Consider the following 22388-nt stretch of genomic DNA (forward strand, 5'->3'; position numbering starts at 1 on the left):
GCCCGCGCTCACTGCGCGATCTGCTTGATCTCGAACGGCACCGGCTGCTGGGCCAGGTGCGGGTGCTCGGCACCGGCGTAGACCTTCAGCTTCTTGATCAGCTGACGGCCGAGCTTGTTGTGCGGGAGCATCCCCTTCACAGCCAGCTCGATGGCCCGCTCGGGGCGCTTGGTCAGCAGCTCGTCGTAGCCAACCTGCTTCAGACCACCCGGGTAACCCGAGTGGCGGTAAGCGACCTTGGTCTGGCGCTTGTTGCCGGTCAGCGCGACCTTGCCCGCGTTCACGATGACGACGAAGTCGCCCGTGTCGACGTGCGGCGCGAAAGTCGGCTTGTGCTTACCACGCAGCAACGTGGCGGCGTGGGTGGCCAGGCGGCCCAGCACGACATCAGAGGCGTCGATGACGTGCCACTGACGCTCGATCTCACCCGGCTTCGGGCTGTACGTACGCACAGGTCTACCTTGTCTCGTCGTCGGTCTGGGGTCGCGCGCCGAGGTGACCAGAGCTAACGGGCCGGACCAGCGCGCACGAACGACCAAGCGTACCTGATAGGGCACGCCTCTGGATGTCGTACAACAGCAGGCAACGATACCCGGCGTCCCATCGGCAGGTCAAAACGGGGGTGGGCCGCCGCGCTCAAGCGCGGCGGCCGTGACCCGGCTCACACGCCGGCGAGCCGCTGGGGCGACCCGGGACGGCGGTAGGCGACCCAGGTCACCGCGAAGCACAGCGCGTACCAACCGATGAACGCCAGGTAGGCGGCATCCGCGTTGCCGGAACTGAGGAACGACTGGCGGAAGGCGATGTTGACCAGCACCCCGCCGGAGGCGCCGATCGCGCCCGCGATCCCGATCAACGCGCCGGTCATCCGTCGCGCCCACCGCGCGGCGGCCTCCGGGTCGCGCGTTCCGTTGGCCACCGCCTCCGCGGCCCGGGCCCGGAAGATCGCCGGGATCATCTTGTAGGTGGAGCCGTTGCCGATCCCGGAGAAGACGAAGAGCGCCAGGAACCCGGTCAGGTAGAGCCCGAACGAGCGCTCGCGGGCCGCGTACAGCACCGTGCCGGCGCCCAGGGCCATCGCCACGAAGTTCCAGAAGGTCACCCGGGCCCCGCCGAGCCGGTCGGCGAAGTGCCCGCCCACCGGCCGGATCAGCGAGCCGATCAGCGGCCCGAGGAAGGTCAGCCAGGCGGCGTCGACCGGGGTGGGGAACCGGTCGGCGAACTGGAGTTGCAGCACCTGACCGAAGGCGAAGCCGAACCCGATGAACGACCCGAAGGTGCCGATGTAGAGCAGCGACATGATCCAGGTGTGCGGGTCCCGGGCCGCCTCGCGCAGCGCTCCCGGTTCGTTGCGCGCCCCGGGCACGGTGTCCAGCCAGCGGGCCGCCGCCAGCGCGGCGAGCACGATCAGCGGCAGGTAGACCGCGGGGACGAGCCGGGGGTACGCGGCGCCGGCGGTGGCCAGCACCGCCAGCCCGACCAGTTGCACGGCCGGTACGCCCAGGTTGCCGCCACCCGCGTTCAGCCCGAGGGCGCGGCCCTTGAGGTGCTGCGGGTAGAACAGGTTGATGTTCGCCATCGAGGAGGCGAAGTTGCCGCCGCCGACGCCGGTGAGGCAGGCGAGCACCATGAGGGTGGAGTAGGACACCCCCGGTTCCAGCAGGATCGTCATCGGCACCGTCGGGAGCAGCAGCAGAAGCGCGCTGATCATCGTCCAGCGCCGCCCGCCGAAGCGGGCCACCGCCAGGGTGTACGGCAGCCGCAGCACCGCGCCCAGCGCGGCCGGTACGGCGGTGAGCAGGAACTTCCCGGCCGGGTCGATGCCGTACGCGGGGCCGAGGAAGAGCACGGTGACCGACCAGAGGCTCCACACGGAGAAGCCCACGTGCTCGGCGAAGATCGACACCCAGAGGTTGCGGCGGGCGATCGGCGCGCCCGTGGTACGCCAGAAGTCCGGGTCCTCGGGCCGCCAGTCGTCCAGCGGACGTCGACGCCCGACGACAGCAGGCGGATCGGCGGTGACTGCGGTGCTGGTGAGCGTGCTCACGGCGGCTCCTCCTCGTCGGTGTGACGAGCAGAGACGCTAGAGAGGCGGGGTTACCTGGCAGTGCCTTTCGTGGGTCGGCCCGGAAACGCCCGCCGCACCACGGACCGGGGGCGTTGGTGAGGCGGGGTTCAGAGCTGTTGCAGGATGCGCAGCGCGCGACCGACCCGGAGCATGGTGTCGGTGTCGGCGACGTCCACGCACTCGGTGAACCACTTCTTCATGGGCGAGGAGATCCGGTCGGGCATCACCACGTACCCGCCCATCTGCACGGCCAGGGGCGAGTCGCGCAGCAGCGACTCCTCGACCACCTCGACGACGATCACGATGGGCACGTCGGTGGAGTTGTAGACGTCCGAGCTGATCACCAGGCCGAGGCGTTCCCGGGCGCCCTCGATGCGCCAGACCTCACCCCTACGCAGCACGCGGCGGGCCGGCGAAGAGGTCGTTGACCATGCCCACCTCGCGGGCGTCGGCGAGGGCGGCGGCCTCCAGGTCGAGGCCGGCGCGCCCCACCGCGGCGGCGTGCGCGGTGAAGACCTCGCGCAGCGCCTTCTCCCGGGCCGCCTGGTCCATCCACGCCGAGAGGGACAGCCCTTCGCGCTTGGCGAAGCGCCGGGCCTCCTCGATCGTCTCGTCCGCGAACGACAGCGTCACCTTGGCAGTCATGCCGGTGAGACTACCCACCGGTATGACCGTCAGTCATCCACGCTCTGGTCGGCTCGCTCCCGGGCGCCGAAACGTGCATATCGTCAGCGGACGCGAGCGCTTCTCAGCAGGCGCGTCCGCCGAACACCGCGAAGCGCCACTCCTTGAAGTAGCAGTCGACGTCGACCAGACCGGCCTCGTCGAGCCACCGGCACTGGTCGGCGACGGTGGCCGGGCGGTCGTAGCGCATCCGCCCCCGGGACGCGGCGATCTCCTGCGGCGACGACCCCAGCTCGGTGATCCGCGCCATCCACACCTCGTCGTAGCGCCGGTCCAGCGCGGGGGTCGGCCCCGCGACCTGCTCGGCGTTGACGAACACCCCACCGGGCGTCAGCGCGGCGGCGGCCCGCCGGTAGAGCGCCCGCTTGCCGTCGTCATCCAGGTGGTGGATCGCGAGCGCGCTGACCACCGCGTCGTACCGGCCGGGGGGCAGTTCGTCGGACAGGTCCGCCCGGACGGTCCGGTGCGACACCGACCGCGCCGACAGTTCGTCGGCGGCGCGGGCCAGCATCGCCGGCGCGGCGTCCACAAGGGTCAGCCGGACCCCGGGCACCGCCGCGGCCAGCAGGAGCGAGAGCAGCCCGGTGCCCGCGCCCAGGTCCAACACCTCGGGGGTACGACCAGCGGCCAGCGCGGCGCGCAGCGGCGGCGTGGCCACCTCGACGGCCGTGCCGTAGAAGGCGTCGAAGCAGGGCACCAGCCGCCGTCGCGCCTCGTCGTAGGTGCCGGCCACCGCGTCGAAAACGTCCACCACACTCATCGCATGCTCCCATTTAGTGAGACAGATTTCCCACATTATAAGCGCCGCGCCTGGCGACCAGTTGATCCACTCGTGTTCCTTGAAGTCGGCACATCCGGGCGTGATCGATGGCCCGGCTTCAAGGAACACGAGTCGATCACGGACCCGGACACTGCTTCCTGGGCTGGCTGACGCTGACCCGCCAACGCGCCCGCTGCCCCTGTGCGGTGTGAGGTCCACTTGACAGGACCGAAACAGAAGGGACCCGGACTGGAAACTGCCCGGCGGCACGCTTTGCCGACATGACAGACGGTGCACGGCCGGCAACTCGACCGGGGCGGACGCCCCGGCAGGTGGCGACGCACTGCCCGTACTGCGCCCTTCAGTGCGGCATGACGCTGCGCGCGGACGACGCCGGGGTGAGCGTGCTCCCCCGCGAGTTCCCCACCAACCGGGGCGGGCTGTGCCAGAAGGGCTGGACCTCCGCCGAACTGCTCGACCACCCGGATCGGCTGACCACCCCGCTGGTACGTGACCCGGCCAGCGGCGAGCTACGCCCGGCGACCTGGGACGCCGCGCTGGACCGGGTCGCCAGCGGCGTACGCGCCATCCAGGACAGCTCCGGCCGGGACGCGGTGGCGGTCTTCGGCGGCGGCGGGCTGACCAACGAGAAGGCGTACGCGCTGGGGAAGTTCGCCCGGATCGCGCTGCGCACCCGCAACATCGACTACAACGGACGGTTCTGCATGTCCTCGGCGGCCGCCGCCGGGATGCGCGCCTTCGGAATCGACCGTGGGCTGCCGTTCCCCCTGGCCGACCTGGGCTCCGCCGACACGCTGCTGCTGGTCGGCGCCAACCCGGCGGAGACCATGCCGCCCCTGGTGCGCTGGCTCACCGAGCAACGCCGGGGCGGCGGGCAGCTCATCGTCGTCGACCCCCGGGTCACCGCCACCGCCCGCCAGGCCGACCTGCACCTGCAACCGCTGCCCGGCACCGACCTCGCGGTGGCCAACGCGCTGCTGCACATCGCGCTCACCGAGGGCTGGGTCGACCAGGCGTACGTGGCCGAGCGCACCACCGGCTTCGACGCGGTCCGCCGCAGCGTCGCCGCCTGGTGGCCGGCCCGCGCCGAACAGCTCTCCGGCGTGCCGGTGGCCGACCTGGAGGCGACCGCCCGCGCGCTGGGCACCGGCGGCCGGGTGATCATCCTGACCGCGCGCGGGGCCGAGCAGCACGCCAAGGGCGTCGACACGGTCACCGCGTACGTCAACCTGGCCCTCGCCCTGGGCCTGCCCGGCCGCCCCGGGTCGGGGTACGGCTGCCTCACCGGCCAGGGCAACGGTCAGGGCGGGCGGGAGCACGGACAGAAGGCCGACCAGCTCCCCGGCTATCGCAAGATCGACGATCCGGTGGCCCGGCAGCACGTCGCGGGCGTCTGGGGCGTACCGGCCGACGAGTTGCCCGGTCCCGGCGTGCCGGCGTACCAGCTGCTCGACTCGCTCGGCACCGCCGACGGTCCCCGGGCGTTGCTGGTGTTCGGCTCGAACCCGGTGGTGTCCGCTCCCCGGGCCGCCCGGATCGAGGGCCGGCTGCGCGACCTCGACCTGCTGGTCGTCGCGGACCTGCTGCTCTCCGAGACGGCGGCGCTGGCCGACGTGGTGCTGCCCACCGCGCAGTGGGCCGAGGAGGACGGCACGATGACCAATCTGGAGGGCCGGGTGCTGCGTCGGCGGGCGCTGCGTCCACCGCCGCCGGGCGTCCGCACCGACCTGGCGATTCTCGCCGACCTGGCCGCGAGGCTGGCAGCCGCCGAAGCACCCGGCGCAGAACTGGCCGACGCCGCACCGACAAGCGCCGCATCGGCCGGCACCACACCGGCCGCCGTGCGACCGGAAGCCGTTGCGGCGGCCCGGTTTCCGGCCGACCCGGGCACCGTCTTCGCCGAGCTGCGCCGCGCCTCCGCCGGTGGGGCCGCCGACTACGCCGGCATCACCTGGGACCGCATCGACGCCCACGACGGCGTCTACTGGCCCTGCCCGACGGAGGAAGGTCCGGACACACCACGGCTCTTCGCCGACCGGTTCGCCACGCCGGACGGCCGGGCCCGGTTTCACCCGGTCGACCACCGGCCGGCCGCCGAGGAGGTGTGCGCCACGTACCCGCTGCACTTCACCACCGGCCGGGTGCTGGCCCAGTACCAGTCCGGCACGCAGACCCGCCGGGTGCCGGCGCTGCGTCGCGCCGCGGCCGAGGCGTTCGTCGAGCTGCACCCCGACCTGGCCGCCCGGTTGGGCATCGACGACGGCGACCCGGTGCGGGTCACCTCCCGCCGGGGTGAGCTGCGCGCTCCGGCCCGGCTCAGCCCGGGTATCCGGCCGGACACGGTCTTCGCGCCGTTCCACTGGCCGGGCGTCGGGCGGGCCAACTCGGTGACCAACGACGCGGTGGACCCGATCTCCGGGATGCCCGAGTTCAAGATCTGCGCGGTCCGGGTGGAGAAGGCATGACCGCCCGGGTGGTGATCGTGGGCAACGGCATGGCCGGTGCCCGGCTCGCGGCCGAGCTGCACGCTCGCGGGGACGAGCGCAAGGTCACCGTGCTCGGGGCGGAACCGCACCGCGCGTACAACCGGATCATGCTCTCCACCCTGCTGGCGGGCCGCATCGGCGAACCGGACGTGGAGTTGACCGAGGCCGCCGGGCACGGGATCGACAGGCGCTCCGGCGTCACGGTCGCCGCGGTGGACCGGACGGCCCGCGAGGTCCGTACCGCCGACGGTGAACGGATCGGGTACGACCACCTGGTGCTGGCCACCGGCGCGCGGGCGGTGGTGCCGCCCCTACCCGGCCTCGACCCGGCGGACCTGCCCCGGCGGGTCGTCCCCTTCCGGACCCTGGACGACTGCCGCCGCATCCTGGCCGTGGCACGGGACGCGGGCAGCGCGATCGTGCTCGGCGGCGGGCTGCTCGGGCTGGAGGCCGCCCGGGGCCTCGCCACGCGCGGGCTGACCACCACCGTGGTGCACCCGACCAACCACCTGATGGAACGCCAACTCGATCCGGCGGCCGGCGCGGTGCTGGCCGGCACACTCACCGGGCTCGGCGTCACCATCGCGCTCGGGGTGCCCGCCACCGGGGTGGCGGCGGACGACGCCGGGGTCCGGCTCGACCTGGCCGACGGCCGGTCGCTCCACGCCGACCTGCTGGTGCTCTCCTGCGGGGTACGCCCGGAGACCGCCCTCGCGCAGGCCGCCGGGCTGACCGTGCGGCGCGGCGTGGTGGTGGACGACCGGCTGCGCACCAGCGACCGGTCCATCTCGGCGCTCGGCGACTGCGCCGAACACGACGGGACGCTCACCGGGCTGGTCGCGCCCGCCTGGGCCCAGGCCCGGGTGCTCGCCGACGTGTTGACCGGTACGGACCCGCTGGCCCGGTACCGGCCCCGCCCGGTGGTGACCCGACTCAAGGCCGCCGGGATCGACCTGGCCGCGATGGGTGACGCGGTCGGCGGAACGCCGGGCGAGGAGCTGACGTTCACCGACCCGACCCGGGGCACGTACGCCCGACTGCGTATCCATGACGAGCGGTTGATCGGCGCGATCCTGCTCGGCGACAACCCGGCGATCGGCACGGTGATCCAACTGTTCGACCGGGGTCACCCGGTACCGGCCGACCGGCGGGCCCTGCTGCTCGGCCGGGCGCTCGGCGGGGCCGTCGCGGCGCCGAGCGCGTCACCGGCGCTGATGCCGGACGCGGCCGTCGTCTGCCAGTGCAACACCGTGACCAAGGGCGCGCTGGTGCGCTGCTGGCGCTCCGGCGCGCGGACGGTCGACGCGGTGGTGGCGGGCACCCGGGCCGGCACGGGATGCGGCGGATGCCGGGACGCGGTCGGCGGCATCGTCGACTGGCTGTCCGAAGCGGAATCGGTGGAGGTGACGCGATGAGCGGCGCAGACCTGGTCGTCGTCGGTAACGGCATGGTGGGGCAGCGCTTCGTGGACGCGCTGCGCGCCCGTGACCCGCAGGGCCACTGGCGGGTGACGGTACTGGCCGAGGAGCGGCGTCCGGCGTACGACCGGGTGCGGCTCTCGGCGTACTTCGACGGGGTGAGCGAGGACGAGCTGAACGTGCACACCCCGCACGACGGGGTGCGGTTGCGCCTCGGTGAGCCGGCCACCGGCATCGACCGGGACCGGCGGGTGGTGACCACCGCCGAGGGTGAGTACCGCTACGACGCGCTGGTGCTGGCCACCGGGTCGTACCCGTTCGTACCGCCGGTGCCCGGGGCCGACCTGCCCGGTGTCTTCGTCTACCGGACGCTCGACGATCTGGCGGCGATCCGGGCGTACGCCGCCGGCCGGCGGGTCGGCGCGGTGATCGGCGGCGGGCTGCTCGGGCTGGAGGCGGCGAACGCCCTGCGCCTGCTCGGCCTGAGCACCGACGTGATCGAGTTCGCGCCTCGGCTGATGCCGGTGCAGGTGGACCAGGCCGGTGGCGCGATGCTCCGCCGCTACGTCCAGGACCTGGGCGTGCGTACCCATCTCGGGGTCGCCACCACGGCGATCCGCGCCGGGGCCGACGGCGCGGTGGCCGCGTTGGACCTGTCCGACGGCCGGGTGGTCGACGCCGAACTGGTCGTGGTGGCCGCCGGCATCCGACCCCGGGACGAGCTGGCGCGGGCCGCCGGCCTGCCGTTGGGTCCGCGCGGCGGGGTCCTGGTCGACGAGACCTGCCGCACCGCCGACGAGCGGGTGTGGGCGGTCGGCGAGTGCGCGGCGGTCGGCGGCACCTGCCACGGCCTGGTGGCCCCGGGCTACGCGACGGCCGAGGTGGTCGCCGACCGGTTGGTCGGCGGCGCGGCGACGTTCCCAGGCGCGGACACCGCCACGAAACTGAAGCTGCTCGGCGTCGACGTGGCGTCGTTCGGCGACGCGCACGGCACCACCGAGGGCTGCCTGGACGTCACGTTCACCGACCCGGCCACCCGGGTGTACGCCAAGCTCGTCCTCTCCGACGACGCGCACACCCTGCTCGGTGGGGTGCTCGTCGGTGACGCCAGCGCGTACCCGACGCTGCGGGCCAGCGTGGGCGGTCCACTGCCGGCCGCGCCGCTGGCCCTGCTCGCCCCGGACGGCGGCGGCGCGGACGCCGGTACGCTGCCCGCCACCGCGCAGGTCTGCTCCTGCAACGCGGTGACCCGGGGCGACGTGGACGCCGCCATCGCCGGTGGCTGTGCGGACGTGCCGTCGTTGAAGGCGTGCACCCGGGCGGGCACGAGCTGCGGCTCGTGCGTGCCGATGCTCAAGCAGCTCCTGGACGCGGCCGGGGTGGCCCAGTCCACCGCTCTCTGCGAGCACTTCGACGTGAGCCGCCGGGAGCTGTTCGAGATCGTGCGCGTGCGCGGCATCCGCACCTTCTCCCGGCTGGTCGCCGAGCACGGCCGGGGACGCGGCTGCGACATCTGCAAACCCGTGGTGGCCTCGATCCTCGCGTCGTTGGGCAGCGGGCACGTGCTCGACGGGGAGCAGGCGTCGTTGCAGGACACCAACGACCACTTCCTGGCCAACCTGCAACGCGACGGCAGCTACTCGGTGGTGCCCCGGATCCCCGGCGGCGAGATCACCCCGGAGAAGCTGATCGTGATCGGCGAGGTGGCCCGGGACTTCCAGCTGTACACGAAGATCACCGGCGGGCAGCGGATCGACCTGTTCGGGGCGCGGGTGGAGCAGCTGCCGCAGATCTGGCGGCGGCTGGTGGACGCCGGTTTCGAGTCCGGGCACGCGTACGGCAAGGCGCTGCGCACGGTGAAGTCCTGCGTCGGCGAGACCTGGTGCCGGTACGGCGTACAGGACTCGGTGGGGTTGGCCGTGGCGCTGGAGCTGCGCTACCGGGGGCTGCGCGCCCCGCACAAGCTTAAGTCGGCGGTCTCCGGCTGTGCCCGCGAGTGCGCCGAGGCCCGCAGCAAGGACTTCGGCATCATCGCCACCGAGACGGGCTGGAACCTCTACGTCGGTGGCAACGGCGGCTTCCGGCCCCGGCACGCCGACCTGTTCGCCACTGATCTGTCGACCGAAGCCCTGATTCGACTCATCGATAGATTCTTGATGTATTACATCCGCACCGCCGACCGACTGCAACGCACGGCCGGCTGGATCGAGGCCATGGACGGCGGCCTGGACCACCTGCGGGCCGTCATCGTCGACGACTCGCTGGGCATCTGCGCCGACCTCGACGCGGCCATGGCTCGGCATGTGGCGTCGTACTCCGACGAGTGGCGTGACGTGCTGGACGACCCGGAGCGGCTGCGCCGGTACACCTCCTTCGTCAACGCCCCCGACGTGCCCGACCCGTCGATCACCTTCGCCGTGGAGCGCGGCCAGCCGGTGCCGGCGCGCGGCGACAGCCCATCCGACGGCCACGGCCGTCGTCCCGTCACGCTCGGCCTTCCGGAGGTACGGCGATGAGCATCACGATGACCACAATGACCACCCTCGGCTGGACGGCGGTCTGCCCCCTCGACCGGCTGGAACCGGAGCGGGGTGTCGCCGCCCTGGTCGACGGCGTGCAGGTGGCCCTCTTCCACACCATGGACGGGCTGTTCGCGATCGACAACCGTGACCCGGTCACCGGCGCGTACGTGCTGTCCCGGGGCATCGTGGGCAGCCGTGGCGGCGTGCCGACGGTCGCGTCGCCACTGCACAAGCAGGTGTACGACCTGCGTACCGGCGAATGCCTCGACCTGCCCGGGGTGGCCGTGGCCCGGCACGACACGCGCTGCCACGACGGGATCGTCGAAGTGCGGTTGCGACGGGAGGGCTGATGCGGGAAGAACTGGCCGGCTTCACCATCGGGGTGACCGCCGACCGGCGGCGCGACGAGTTGGCCGCGCTGCTCGAACGCCGGGGTGCCCGCGTGGTGCTCGCCCCGGCGCTGCGGATCGTGCCGCTGTCCGACGACAGCGAACTGCGCGAAGCGACCCGCGCCTGCCTCGACCAGCCACCCGACATCCTGATGGCCAACACCGGCATCGGGATGCGCGGGTGGCTGGAGGCGGCCGAGGGCTGGGGGCTGGCGGAGCCGCTGCGCTCGGTGCTCGCCAGCTCGTACGTCGTCGCCCGGGGCCCGAAGGCGCGCGGCGCGATCCGGGCTGCCGGCCTGCACGACCAGTGGTCACCGGCGTCGGAGAGCTGCGACGAGGTGGTCGACCACCTGCGCCGGCGGGGCGTGGCCGGGCAGGTGATCGCCATGCAGCTGCACGGTGAGCGGCAGCCCGAGTGCACGCTCGCGCTGGAGGCGGCCGGCGCCACGGTGATCGAGGTGCCGGTCTACCGCTGGGCGCCACCGACGGACCCGGCGCCGCTGCACCGGCTGATCGACCTGATCGCCGGCCGGCTGGTGGACGCGGTGACGTTCACCTCCGCGCCGGCGGTCGAGGCGCTGCTGCGCACCGCCGGCGACCGTACCGACGCGGTGTTGTCCGCCTTCCGCACCGACGTGCTGGCCAGTTGCGTCGGGGCGGTGACCGCCGAGCCGTTGCTCCGGCACGGGGTGCCGGTGAGCGCGCCCGGCCGCGCCCGGCTGGGCGCCCTGGTCCGCACCATCGTCGACGAGCTGCCGCGCCGGACCGTGACGTTCAAGGCCGCCGGCCACCTGCTCACACTGCGCGGACACGCCGCGGTGATCGACGGCGAGTTACGACCCCTGGCTCCCGCGCCGATGGCGGTGCTGCGGGCGCTGGCGCAGTCCCCGGGCCGGGTGCTGTCGCGTACCGCCCTGCTGCGGACCCTGCCCCGGGGCGCGGACGAGCACGCGGTGGAGATGGCGGTGGCAAGGCTGCGGGCCGGTCTCAACGCGCCCCGGGTCGTACAGACCGTGGTGAAGCGCGGCTACCGACTCCGGGTCGACTGAAACGCGCCACGGCCGGCTGTCACCAGCCGGCCGTGATCGTACGGCTCAGCCGACCGGCGTGGGGAAGCCCCGGCCGTGCTCGGCCTGGAGGCGGAGCATGGCGTGCTCGACCACCGTCACCAGCACCTGCTTGACCGAATCCCGCTGCCGGGCGTCGGTCATCACCAGCGGCACCTGCGGCGAGATGGCCAGCGCCTCGCGGATCTCCTCCAGCTCGTACTGCGGAGCGCCGTCGAAGTTGTTCAGCGCCACCACGTACGGCAGGTTGCGGTTCTCGAAGTAGTCCAGCGGGGCGAACGCGTCGGTGATCCGGCGGGTGTCCACCAGGACGGCGGCACCCACCGCACCTCGGATGATCTCGTCCCACATGAACCAGAAGCGAGTCTGACCCGGCGTACCGAACAGGTACAGGATCAGGTCCTGGGCCATGGTGATCCGGCCGAAGTCCATGGCGACCGTGGTGGTCTCCTTGCCGGGCACCTTGGACGGGTCGTCGATGCCGACGCCGGCCGCGGTCATCACCGCCTCGGTCGTCAGCGGCGTGATCTCGGAGATCGAGCCGACCAGGGTCGTCTTGCCGACGCCGAAACCACCCGCGACGACGATCTTCGCGGAGACGATTCCCCGGCTCGGCTGCCGCCCCCCAGCGGGGTCATAGCCTGCGAAGTCCACTTAGCACCCTTCCAAGCAGTTCCATCCGCTCCTCGAACCCCTCGGCGGGAGCAGCAGTGTGTAACGTCAGCAGGCTCTCGGCCACCATGTCGGCGACCAGCACCCGGGCGACGCCCAGCGGCATCCGGGTGTACGCGGCGATCTCCGCCAGCGACTGTGCACGGCCCTCGCAGACCGTGGCGATGCGGTGCTTGTCGTGCCCCGCGAACCGGGACTCGGCAACCTGGGTGGGAGAGGAGGTGAGGACCGCCTCGAGAGCGATGTCCTGCCGGGGCTCGGTACGACCACGGGTGACCGCGTACGGGCGTACCAACGCGCCACGCGGGTCAACGCGTCGCTGGTCCATCCCCGATCACCTCCTCGTCTCCCGCGGAGCCGGCGCACGCCGCCTCCCCTCCCTGCTCCGGCGCGCGGTCCGCGCGCCGGACTGCGGCGCTACGAACGCACCGCGTCCCGGGGCAGCGGCACCAGCGCGGCACCCACCCGTTCCACCAGCAGCGCCATCTCGTAGCCCACCTGGCCCACGTCGCAGCTCCGCGCCGCCAGCACGGCCATGGACGAGCCGTCACTGATCGACATGAGGAACAGGTAACCGCTGTCCATCTCGATGACGGTCTGCAACACCCCGCCCGCGCTGAACATCCGGGCCGCGCCCTCGGTCAGGCTCACCACGCCGGAGGTGATCGCGGCCAGCTGGTCCGCCCGGTCCGCCGGCAGGTCCCGGGAGGACGCGAGCAGCAGCCCGTCGGCGGACACCGCCACGACGTGGGCGATACCGGCCACGCTGTCGGCGAAGTTGGTGAGCAGCCAACCCATGTCCTGCATGGCAGCTGGCCTGTTCATCGGCTCTCCTTGGTCGAGGTGCTGTTCAGGTCCGTACCGGCCGACCTGCCGCGCTGCACGCCACGGTGGTAGGCCGACAACAGGCCACGTACTTCGTCGGGGGTCCGCCGGCTGCGGTCCCGACCACCCTTCGGTTCGATGCCGCCCGGCACGAGCTGCGCCTGCGGCACCCGCTTCGGCAGGCCGGAGCGGGTGGTTCCGGCGGCGGCCGGCTCGGCGGCCCGGCTGGCCAACGTCCAACCCTCGTCGGCCGCCGTCCGCCAGGCGTCCGGGTCCGGGGCCGGCGGTGCGGCAGCCGGTGCGGGCGCCGCCGCGGGCGCGGCCGGCGCAGCGGGGGCGGCCGGCGGCGGGGTGTACGACGGTGGCGGTGTCGGCGTCGAGGCGCCCCGACCGCCGGTCTTCGCGTTGCCGAATCCGTCCATGCTTCCCACGCTCTGCGCTCCGGTGCCCTCGGAACTGCCCGGGGTCCGGGTGGGCAGCGGCGGTCGGGCCGGTGCGGCGGCGGTCGACGGACCACCGTTGGTCATGCGCGCGCCGGCGTCGGCGGGTGGGGGCGGCGTGTCGAACTGCGGCCGGGTGAAGATCGCGGTGGCGTCGTCGCCGTGCGACCGGAACCAGACCGCCTCCATCTCCCGGAAGATCGGAGCCTCGGCGGGGAACTCCGGCCGGGTGCTGACCGGCGCGGCCGGCGTCGGCGGTGCGACCGGCGCGGCGGGCTGCACGGGCGGCAGCGGCGTCGCGGCCGGCGCCGGTGGGGCTACCGCGCCCGGCCCGGCGACCGGCCCGACCGGCAGCACCGGCGCGTTCCGGCCGTCAGTGGTGTCGGCCGTCGCGGACCGCCGGGGCAGCGCGTCGATGGTCGGGTACGCCACGGTGGGGCTGCCCGCCGAGATGCCGTTGCCGTTGCTGTACGCCGGTCGCGCGGGCGGCGCCGGTACGGCTGGTGCGGCGGCGGGCGGCGCCGTCGGAGCTGCCCCTGGGTAGCCGCCGGCCTGCACGGCCGGGGTGGTGTCCCGGGTGTCGAGCGGCGACTGCCACTGCGCGGGGGCCGGGGCGGCGTTGGTCCGCCACTGGTCCGGCAGCGTCGCCGCCGAGGCGGTCGCGCCGGCGTACGACTCGGCGTGACCGACCGGGGTGAGCGGCGTCTGCTCCACGGCCATCGGCTGACGCGGACGGGTGAGCGCCTGCTCGCGTCCCCGGCTGCTGGGCAGGATCACGGTGGCGGCGGGCAGCGTCACCTGGGCGACCGTGCCGCCCTCGACGTTGCGGCGCAACTCCACCCGGATGCCGTAGCGGGAGGCGAGCCGGCTCACCACGGCCAGACCCATCAGCCGGAACGCGGCGACGTCCACGCTCGGCGGGGCGGCCAGCCGACGGTTGAGCGAGTCGAGCTGCTCGTCGGTGAGGCCGAGGCCGCGGTCCTCGATCTGGATCAGCACGTAGTCGCGGATGCGGCGACCGTCGGCCACGACGGTGGTGTTCGGCGGCGAGAACCGGGTGGCGTTGTCGAGCAGTTCGGCGACGAGGCGTACGACGTCGTTGACGGCGTGCGCGGCCACCGAGATGTCGGTGTCCACGGTGCCGAACTCGATGCGGTTGTACAGCTCGACCTCGGACTGGGCGGCGCGCAGCACGTCCACGACGAGCGCGTCGTCGCGGCGCGGCACGGCCGAGTCGGCACCCGCCAGGACCAGCAGGTTCTCGTCGTTGCGGCGCATTCGGGTGGCCAGGTGGTCCAGTTCGAAGAGCTGGGCCAGCCGCTTCGGGTCCTCCTCGCCGCGCTCGATCGCGTCCAGCTCGCCGATCATCCGGTCGACCAGGGTCTGACTGCGGCGGGCCAGGTTGAGGAACATCGCCGAGACGCTGGTGCGCAGCGCGGCCTGTTCGGCGGCGACCCGCACCGCCTCCCGGTGGACGACGTTGAAGGCCGACGCCACCTGACCGACCTCGTCGCGGTTGGTGAGCTGGATCGGGTCCCGCACCTGGCGGACGATCTCGTCCACGCCACCGTCGCCGACGCTGCCCATGTTCTGCAGCCGTTGCACGGCGTCGGGCAGGTCGTGGTTGGCCACCGCGAGGGCGCCCTCGCGCAGCCGGCGCAGCGAGTCGTTGAGCGACCGGGCCAGCACCACGGCCAGCGACACGGCGATGATCAGGGTGAGCAGCACCAGGATCGACTCGACCACGGCCTGCCGGATGACGTCCGAGCGCGCCTCGTCGGCCTGGTCGAGCAGCCGGTCCTGCAGCTGGATCTCGGCCCAACGCATCAGGTCGTTGACCGCGCCGATGGCTGCGGTGGCGTCCTGCGCGCTGACCAGCGGGCGCTGCCCGACGGAGCGGCTGATGTCGGTGGCGACCCGGTCGGAGAGGCCGACGGCGTCACCGGAGACGGTGCTGTCGACGAGGGCCCGCTGCACCGGGTCGGCGGCGAGCGAGAAGGCGACCAGCGCCTCCTGCTGACTGGTCAGCGTGGCCACGAAGGAGGAGAACTGCTCCGGGTCGAGCTGGCCGGCGGTCAGCGCGGTGAAGGCGACCGCCTGCTCCTCGGCGACCGACGCCTTGGCGCGGGCGAACGCGGCGACGGCACGGCGGCTGTCGGCCAGGCCCTCGTCGCCGGGGAGCTGGGCCAGCCCGTCGCCGTAGCTGATCAGGTCGGTGAGGATGACGCCGTAGCGGAGCACCGCCTCGGCGACCGCCATCTGCCGGCGGTCCAGCACCTCCTGGCGGGTACCGTCCAGGGTGGCCAGGTGGTCGTCGATCGCCGCCAGCCGGTCCCGCAGTGCCGTCGGCACCTCGCCGATCCGGTCGCGCTCGGCGCGGTACTCGTCCACCCGCTGCTGCGTCTGGCGTACCCGCAGGTTGTACGCGTCGGCCGGCTGCTGCGGGGTGGCCAGGTAGGCCGCCGCCGCCATCCGCTCGGACTGCAGATCCTGGGTCAGCGCGCTGACGTCGATGGCGAGCGCGGTGAGCGACCGGGCCCGGGTGGCGTCGTAGGCGCCCTCGCCGATGGAGATGAGCCGGACGGTGGCCAGCGCGATCACCGCAGCCACCGGAACAACCAGGATCAGCGCCAGTTTGGACCGGATCCGGGCGTCCCGCAGCCTCGGCAGGCGCCGGCGCTTACGCCCGGTTTCGCCGCCGATCGCGGGCAAGGTCGTCGGTCCGGTGCTCACGACATCGCCTCCGTCGTTTCTTCCCCGCCTGACCCGCCGAGCCATGCCGGGAGCGGAGGGGACCACGCGCGGCACGGCCGCGATTTCATCAGAGAAGATCGTGTTTGGGAAGCCGCAGTGAGGCAGGAAACGGTCGCACGGCGCGGAACCCTTGATCCGGTCAACTGATACCTTCATTTCCGCAAGCCCCTGAACAGGGCATGTAACTCCAGAGTGGTCACGCGTGTATGCAAAGTGAGGTTTTGCAAACATTGCGTTACCCCAGCATGTGGGATGGCCGTCCCGAAAATGCAAGCGGGGTCCGCGCTTGACCACAGCGCCGGCCATTGGCAAGGTTTTGCAGGCTTCGCGCACACACCGTACGGCAGAGGAGATCCCGTCCTCCACTGAGGACGGATTAGCGGCGGTGACCGGGCAGCGCCCGCGCCCGCACCTGGAGGACTGAGTTGAGCCCCATCCGCTCCGCGACCATCGCGGCGCTCGCATCGGCCCTCGTGGCCACCACGCTCACCGGCTGCCAGTTCGGCGAAGCGGAGCAGGACACGAGTCCGATCGTGATCGCCGCCGACCTCGAGCTCTCCGGTGCCGCCGCACCAATGGGCCGGGCCTACCAGCGCGCGCTGGAACTCAAGCGGGACCAGTTGAACTCCTCCGGAGCACTGAACGGCCGGAAGATCGACCTCAGGGTGAAGGACAACCGTTCCGACGCCGCCGAGTCACTGCGCAACATCGCCGACTTCAGCAGCGATTCCCGGGTCAGCGCGATCGTCATGGGCGGTTGTAGCGAATGCGCGGTCGGGGCGGTCGGCGTCATCAACGAGAAGCGGATTCCCACCATTGCGCTCGCCGCTTCCGGGGCGATCTCGAGCCCGGTCGCCGACCGGCGGTACGTGTTCAAGCTCGGCCCGAACGCGGCCGACAGCGCCTCCGCGCTCACCACCGAGCTGCGCCGCAAGAACGTCCGCAAGGTCGCCCTGCTCGCCAGCAACGACGACTACGGCCGCGAGGGCGTGCTCGCGCTGCGCCGTGAACTGGGCAAGACCACCATCAAGGTGGCCGGCGAGGAGTCGGTGAAGACCACCGACACCGAGGTCGGCCAGCAGGTCGGCAAGCTCGTCAAGCTCAAGCCCGACGCGCTGGTGGTCTGGACCCCGCCGGAGCAGGCCACGCTCGCCGCGACCAGTGCCCAGCAGGCCGCGTTCCGTGGGTCGCTCTTCTTCGACGCGGGAGCGGCCGGCGACCTCTTCCTCGGCGCGGCGGCCCGGGCCACCGAGAAGGCCACCATGGTCTTCACCCAGACCATGGTGATCGACGACGTGATCGCCACCACGCCGGCGAAGGCCGCCCGGCGGCAGTGGTTCCAGGACTACACGGCCCGCTACGGCGGCTACAACGGCTCCTCCTCCTTCGCCGCCGACGCGATCCAACTGATCGTCGATGCCGAACTGCGGGCCGGCGGCCCGGCGGGGAAGGTCGACCGGGACGGCATCCGTGACGTGTTGGAGACGTCCCAGATCGACGGCCTCTCCGGCCCGATCCGGATGACGCCCGACAACCACTCGGGCCTCATGCCCCAGGCGCTCACCACGCTTGTCGCTCGCAACGGACGCTGGCGGCTCGCGGGCTGACCGACTCTCCGGGCGGTCAGGCTTGATTCCTGCGCCCAAGATCCGCGCAACATCCCCGATGTTGTTGCTTCAGCGGTGCCGGAGGCAGCAACATCGGGGAAGTTGCGCGGATCTTGAGGACCGATCGTCGAGGAGCCGCGCTGAACGCCTCCCGGCGTGGTGGGAGGCGCCGCCATCGCTCGCAATCTTGGACAGTTCCGTCGGCTGCCGACGGAACTGTCCAAGATCTAGCCTGCCAACTGCTCCCGCGCTCGGACGACGTCGCCGGTACGTTCTGCCGTCCACGCCGCCAGGCGCCCCCGGTCAGCGGCTGCTGGTGGTTTCCCGTACCCAGGGCAGCGCGATGCGCTCGACGAGCACGAGCGCGGAATAGAGCAGGATGCTGACCAGCGCCACCAGCATGATCGCCGCCCAGGCGGTGGCGGTGTCGCCGACGCCCGCGTACTGCGTGATCACGTAGCCCAGGCCCTCTTCCCCGGCCTGGAACTCGCCGATCACCGCGCCGATGGCCGCCAGCGGCATGGCCACCTTGAGCCCGACGAAGATCTGCGGCAGCGCCGCCGGGAACCGCACCTTGCGGAACGCCTGCCAACGGGAGGCGTTCCACGACCGGACCAGCTCGGCCAGGTCGGCCGGCGTGGTGGTCAACCCGGTCGCGGTGGACAGCACGATGGGGAAGAAACAGAGCAGGAACACCATGGTCAGGATCGGCTTCTGGCCCCAGCCCAACGCCACCACCAGCAGCGGCCCCAGGGTGATCTTCGGCACCGCGTTCACCGCGACCAGCAGCGGGGTGAACATCCGCTCGACCGTCTGGGAGCTGGCCAACGAGAGTCCGATCAGGACACCGGCGGCCGCCGACAGAACGAAGCCGATCAGGATCTCCAGCAGGGTGGCCCAGGTGTGCTCCAGCATCTGAGCGGGCTTGTCGACGAACGCGGTGAGCACGCCCCCCGGCGGCGGCAGGGCGGCCGGGTGGACCAGCTCCAGCCGGGCGATCAACCACCACGCGGCCAGGGCGACCACGAGGCCGGCCGCGGGCAGCAGCGCCGCACCGGTCCCCGCGCGCAGGCCGGCGCCCCGACCCGCTCGACGCGCCTGGCGGCCGGCGCCCGGGGGTGGGGGTGCCGTCACCGCCGGCTCGGCTGAGCGGACGTCGGTCATCTTGTCCTCCTCGTTGTCCGCCGGCCCTCGCGGGCCGACAAGATTCACCGGCCCGCAGGGCCGACAAGCGACGGGGGTACGCCCCACCGGAGACCGGTGGAACGTACCCCCTGGTGACGACCGGACGATCAGGCCTTCGGCGCGAGGCTGAAGTCGATGATCTGCTCGGGGGTGATGTTCTGCTTGAGCGCGCCCGCGCCCTGCAGGATCGCGATGCTCTTCGCCACCCGGCCGCTGTCCAGCGTGCCGATCGCGGTGCCGGAGTTGCCGGAGCGCACGTACGCGGCCATCAGGTCCAGCTCGGCGGCGGCGGCCACCGGGTTGGCGGCGTCGACGTTCTTCTTCAGGATCTCGCCGGCCTCCTTGGAGTTCGCCAGGCTGTACTCGAGGCCCTTGAGCAGCGCCGCAGTGAACCGCTTCACCATCTCCGGCTTCTCCTTGGCGATCTTGCTGGAGGTGATCAGCACGTTGCCGTAGAGGTCCTGCATCACGTTGCTGTACGGCAGCATGACGGCCTTCTTCTTGGACACCGCCTCGATCGTCGGCTGGCCGACGACGAACTGGCCGATGCCGTCCACCGAGCCGGAGGCGAGGGTGCCGATCAGCGCCTGCGCCTCACCGTTGACCCAGGTCACCTTGCTGGCGTCGACACCGGCGAGCCGGGCGTACGTCGGGAAGAGGTTGCGCACCACGGAGCCGGGGGTGTCGGCGAGCTTCTTGCCCTCGAGGTCCTTGGGCGAGTTGATGTTCTTGCCCTCGACGGTGGCGATACCCGCCATCGTGCGCTGCTGGATCGCGGCCACGGCGGTGAAGTCCTTCGCCTGGCCGTTGCCGAGCTGGAGCAGACCACCGGTGAGGTCGATCGGGCCGAAGTCCGCCTGACCGCCGACGACGGTCTGGATCACGCCGCCGGTGCCCTGGCCGGCCTTGATCTCGACGTCGAAGCCGGCCTCCTTGAAGAAGCCCTTGTCCTTCGCCACCCAGGCGTAGGAGTCACGGCCGAAGTTGCCGAAGGAGGTGAGGTAGGTCACCTTCTCCAGCGCCCCGTCTTTGCCGCCCTTGGCGTCGTCGGACGAGTCCGACCCGCTGCTGCAGGCGGAGACGAGGGCGAGGGCGGTGGCCAGCGCGGCCGTAGCGACCGTACGGGTCAGCCTTCTCATCAGTAGCACCATGTCCTTTCCGACCGGGACCGCAGGCCACCGGAGGGGTTGTCGCGACGGTGCCGGCGGGAGGGGCAAGCCGGGCACCGCCATCGTGAGGGGACTCTTCGCGGGCACAGCGTACGAGAAACCCACAGTTGCGACGCCAGGCGTATCGGGTTGCGGATCGGAAACAACATGACGACCACCCCGGACGGTGCGACATGTCAACAGGGCGGCTAGCCTTTGTCGGATTCCTGACCGTCCACTCAGCGGAGGTCCGCCGCAGATGATCCGACTGTCCGGGGTGTCGCGTACCTTCGAAGGCCGGTCCGGCCAGGTCGAGGCCCTTCGCGGCATCGACCTCGACGTCGCCGAGGGCGAGTTCGTCGCCATCCTCGGGCGCTCCGGCTGCGGCAAGTCCACCCTGCTGCGGCTGATCGCCGGGCTGCTCCCGTTGACCTCCGGTGACATCACCGTGGCCGGTACGCCGATCACCCGCCCGCGCCGCGACATCGCCATGCTGTTCCAGAAGCCGGCGCTGCTGCCGTGGCGCAGCGTGCTGGACAACGTCCTGCTGCCGGTGGAGATCTTCGGCTGGAGCCGCGCGAAGCACCGTGAGCGGGCCCGGCAACTGCTCGACGTGGCCGGGCTGGCCGGGTTCGAGAAGCGGCTGCCGCACGAGCTGTCCGGTGGCATGCAGCAGCGGGTGTCGCTGTGCCGGTCGCTGATCGGCGAGCCCCGGGTGATGCTGATGGACGAGCCGTTCTCCGCGCTCGACGCGCTCACCCGTGAGGAACTCTCCGGCGAACTCCAGCGCGTGCACATGGAGAACAAGCCCAGCATCGTCTTCGTCACCCACTCGATCGACGAGGCGGTGCTGCTCGCCGACCGGGTGATCGTGCTGAGCCCGCGCCCCGGCCGGATCCGCAAGGTGGTCGAGGTGTCCATCCCCCGCCCACGCACCCTGGGCCGCAACGCCCACCTCGCCGACGTCGCCCGGGTCAGCGCCGACCTGCACGAACTGTTGATGGAACGCGACCAGCCGGCCACGGCCGGCGCGGAGGGACGATGACCATGCGGGTGTCGGTGTTCACCGAGCCGCACCGGGGTGCCGACTACGACACCCAGCTCCGGTTCGCCCGACTGGCCGAGGCCGGGGGCTTCGAGGGATTCCTGCGGGCCGACCACTACCAGTCGATGGGCGACGACCCCGGTCTGCCCGGCCCGACCGACGCGTGGCTGACCCTGGCCGCGCTGGCCCGGGAGACCGAACGGATCCGGCTGGGCACCCTGGTGACGTCGGCGACCTTCCGGCTGCCCGGTCCGCTGGCCGTGCTCGTCGCGCAGGTCGACCAGATGAGCGGCGGCCGGGTCGACCTGGGCATCGGCGCCGGCTGGTACCAGCGCGAACACACCTCGTACGGCATCCCGTTCCCGGCCGTCGGCGAGCGGTTCGACCGGCTGGCCGAGCAGCTCGAGGTGATCACCGGGCTGTGGTCCACCCCGGTGGGCGAGACGTACAGCTTCACCGGCGACCACTACCGGCTGGTGGACGCGCCCGCGCTGCCCAAGCCGAAGCAGGTGCCCGGCCCGCCGATCATCGTGGGCGGACGCGGCCCCAAGCGCACCCCCGAGTTGGCCGCCCGGTACGCCCACGAGTTCAACATGCCGTTCAAGTCCGTGGCCGAGACCGCCGAGGCGTACGACCGCGTACGGGAGGCGTGCGATCGGACCGGCCGGGCCGGCACCGGGCGCGCGCCGCTGGTGCTCTCCGCCGGCATCGTGGTGGCGATCGGGCGCACCGACGCGGAGGCCGCCCGCCGGGCCGCGCCGCTGCACGAGAAGAGCGCGCTGCCGCCGGAGGACCCGGTGGTCGGCTCGCCGGCACAGCTGGTGCAGCGGATCGGCGAGTTCGCCGAGATCGGCGCGAGCCGGGTGCACCTGCGCCTCACCGACCTCGACGACCTCGACCACCTCGAGCTGATCGCCGCCGAGGTGCTTCCCCAACTGGACGGTGGACGATGACCGACGTGATCGACGGCACCGAACTCGGGCCCGTGGGCCAGGAGATCGTGTACGAGAACGACCGGGTCCGGGTCTGGCACATCCGGCTCGAACCGGGTGAGCGCCAGCCCCTGCACCGGCACGACCACCCCTACCTGGTGGTGGCGATCCAGGGCGCCAAGAACGTCGTGCAGACGATCGACGGGACCCGGATCGACGCCGACGAGCCCACCGGCGGTGTCGTCTACCGCGACCCCGGGGCGGTACACATGCTCACCAATGTCGGGGACACGACATACCTGGCCCGGCTGGTCGAACTCAAGTAGACCCGCCGGGCGTGCACCGGCGCGCCGCGCGGCGCGCCG

At 72.3% G+C, this 22388-nt stretch carries 20 protein-coding genes; 9 read left to right on the forward strand and 11 right to left on the reverse strand.

The genetic code is table 11. The features are described 5' to 3' along the window. Positions 1-8: 8 nt before the first annotated feature. The 5 genes from rplM to ACN263_RS26090 form a co-directional block, all read right to left on the reverse strand. A complete protein-coding gene (gene rplM / locus ACN263_RS26070; protein ID WP_007465158.1) occupies positions 9-452 on the reverse strand; it encodes a 50S ribosomal protein L13 in 444 nt (147 codons plus the stop codon). Positions 453-661: 209 nt separating this feature from the next. Beyond that, positions 662-2047 carry an MFS transporter gene (locus ACN263_RS26075; protein ID WP_422736930.1) on the reverse strand — a complete coding sequence of 462 codons (1386 nt, stop codon included), beginning with the start codon at positions 2045-2047 and terminating at the stop codon, positions 662-664. A 128-nt stretch (positions 2048-2175) separates the two neighbouring features. Next, positions 2176-2469 (reverse strand): hypothetical protein, encoded by a 294-nt coding sequence (locus ACN263_RS26080; protein ID WP_422736931.1) that lies wholly within the window; start codon positions 2467-2469, stop codon positions 2176-2178. Continuing rightward, positions 2459-2713 (reverse strand): DUF6364 family protein, encoded by a 255-nt coding sequence (locus tag ACN263_RS26085; protein ID WP_422736932.1) that lies wholly within the window; start codon positions 2711-2713, stop codon positions 2459-2461. The genes ACN263_RS26080 and ACN263_RS26085 overlap by 11 nt, the downstream gene beginning before the upstream one ends. Before the next feature lie 103 nt (positions 2714-2816). Then, entirely contained in the window at positions 2817-3512 is a 696-nt protein-coding gene (locus ACN263_RS26090; RefSeq protein ID WP_422736933.1) for a methyltransferase domain-containing protein, read from the reverse strand. Positions 3513-3793: 281 nt separating this feature from the next. On the opposite strand from ACN263_RS26090, the gene ACN263_RS26095 reads away from it, so the two are divergent. From ACN263_RS26095 to ACN263_RS26115, 5 genes are read left to right on the forward strand one after another with little or no spacing between them, the layout of a single operon-like run. Further along, positions 3794-5998, forward strand: coding sequence for a molybdopterin oxidoreductase family protein (locus ACN263_RS26095; RefSeq protein ID WP_422736934.1), 2205 nt, complete (start codon positions 3794-3796; stop codon positions 5996-5998). Further along, complete coding sequence (locus ACN263_RS26100) at positions 5995-7434, forward strand: FAD-dependent oxidoreductase (protein WP_422736935.1); 1440 nt, start codon at positions 5995-5997, stop codon at positions 7432-7434. Before ACN263_RS26095 ends, ACN263_RS26100 begins: the two co-directional genes overlap by 4 nt. Further along, positions 7431-9953, forward strand: coding sequence for a nitrite reductase large subunit NirB (gene nirB, locus ACN263_RS26105; protein WP_422736936.1), 2523 nt, complete (start codon positions 7431-7433; stop codon positions 9951-9953). Before ACN263_RS26100 ends, nirB begins: the two co-directional genes overlap by 4 nt. An 8-nt stretch (positions 9954-9961) precedes the next feature. Beyond that, complete coding sequence (gene nirD, locus ACN263_RS26110) at positions 9962-10309, forward strand: nitrite reductase small subunit NirD (protein WP_422740830.1); 348 nt, start codon at positions 9962-9964, stop codon at positions 10307-10309. After that, positions 10309-11397: a uroporphyrinogen-III synthase gene (locus ACN263_RS26115; RefSeq protein WP_422736937.1), complete on the forward strand. Its 1089-nt coding sequence runs from the start codon at positions 10309-10311 to the stop codon at positions 11395-11397. Before nirD ends, ACN263_RS26115 begins: the two co-directional genes overlap by 1 nt. A 45-nt stretch (positions 11398-11442) precedes the next feature. On the opposite strand, the gene ACN263_RS26120 is transcribed toward ACN263_RS26115, so the two are convergent. The 4 genes from ACN263_RS26120 to ACN263_RS26135 all read right to left on the reverse strand — a co-directional run bounded on the left by ACN263_RS26120 (position 11443) and on the right by ACN263_RS26135 (position 16085). After that, positions 11443-12069 (reverse strand): GTP-binding protein, encoded by a 627-nt coding sequence (locus tag ACN263_RS26120; RefSeq protein ID WP_355050731.1) that lies wholly within the window; start codon positions 12067-12069, stop codon positions 11443-11445. Continuing rightward, positions 12050-12415, reverse strand: coding sequence for a DUF742 domain-containing protein (locus tag ACN263_RS26125; protein WP_282305307.1), 366 nt, complete (start codon positions 12413-12415; stop codon positions 12050-12052). The genes ACN263_RS26120 and ACN263_RS26125 overlap by 20 nt, the downstream gene beginning before the upstream one ends. 89 nt (positions 12416-12504) lie before the next feature. Next, positions 12505-12912 (reverse strand): roadblock/LC7 domain-containing protein, encoded by a 408-nt coding sequence (locus tag ACN263_RS26130; protein WP_030329975.1) that lies wholly within the window; start codon positions 12910-12912, stop codon positions 12505-12507. Next, positions 12909-16085 carry a nitrate- and nitrite sensing domain-containing protein gene (locus tag ACN263_RS26135; RefSeq protein ID WP_422736938.1) on the reverse strand — a complete coding sequence of 1059 codons (3177 nt, stop codon included), beginning with the start codon at positions 16083-16085 and terminating at the stop codon, positions 12909-12911. The genes ACN263_RS26130 and ACN263_RS26135 overlap by 4 nt, the downstream gene beginning before the upstream one ends. 446 nt (positions 16086-16531) lie before the next feature. Here ACN263_RS26135 and ACN263_RS26140 point away from each other — a divergent pair, with 446 nt between their 5' ends. Further along, positions 16532-17713, forward strand: a complete 1182-nt coding sequence (locus tag ACN263_RS26140; protein ID WP_422736939.1) for an ABC transporter substrate-binding protein — start codon at positions 16532-16534, stop codon at positions 17711-17713. Positions 17714-18016: 303 nt separating this feature from the next. On the opposite strand, the gene ACN263_RS26145 is transcribed toward ACN263_RS26140, so the two are convergent. Together ACN263_RS26145 and ACN263_RS26150 are read right to left on the reverse strand one after the other, a co-directional pair. Further along, entirely contained in the window at positions 18017-18877 is an 861-nt protein-coding gene (locus ACN263_RS26145) for an ABC transporter permease (RefSeq protein WP_422736940.1), read from the reverse strand. Positions 18878-19005: 128 nt separating this feature from the next. Beyond that, positions 19006-20037 carry an ABC transporter substrate-binding protein gene (locus tag ACN263_RS26150; protein ID WP_355050735.1) on the reverse strand — a complete coding sequence of 344 codons (1032 nt, stop codon included), beginning with the start codon at positions 20035-20037 and terminating at the stop codon, positions 19006-19008. 268 nt (positions 20038-20305) lie between these two features. Between ACN263_RS26150 and ACN263_RS26155 the strand changes: the two genes are divergently transcribed. Genes ACN263_RS26155 through ACN263_RS26165 form a run of 3 tightly spaced genes read left to right on the forward strand, consistent with a single transcriptional unit; the run spans position 20306 to position 22349 of the window. Then, a complete protein-coding gene (locus ACN263_RS26155; protein WP_422736941.1) occupies positions 20306-21091 on the forward strand; it encodes an ABC transporter ATP-binding protein in 786 nt (261 codons plus the stop codon). 2 nt (positions 21092-21093) lie between these two features. Next, the gene (locus ACN263_RS26160; protein ID WP_422740831.1) at positions 21094-22044 is read left to right on the forward strand and encodes an LLM class F420-dependent oxidoreductase; all 951 of its coding nucleotides are present in this window, start codon (positions 21094-21096) and stop codon (positions 22042-22044) included. Beyond that, positions 22041-22349 carry a cupin gene (locus ACN263_RS26165; RefSeq protein ID WP_266246239.1) on the forward strand — a complete coding sequence of 103 codons (309 nt, stop codon included), beginning with the start codon at positions 22041-22043 and terminating at the stop codon, positions 22347-22349. Before ACN263_RS26160 ends, ACN263_RS26165 begins: the two co-directional genes overlap by 4 nt. Positions 22350-22388 lie beyond the last annotated feature (39 nt).

Source organism: Micromonospora sp. WMMD729 (genome assembly GCF_049315225.1).
Classification (GTDB): domain Bacteria; phylum Actinomycetota; class Actinomycetes; order Mycobacteriales; family Micromonosporaceae; genus Micromonospora.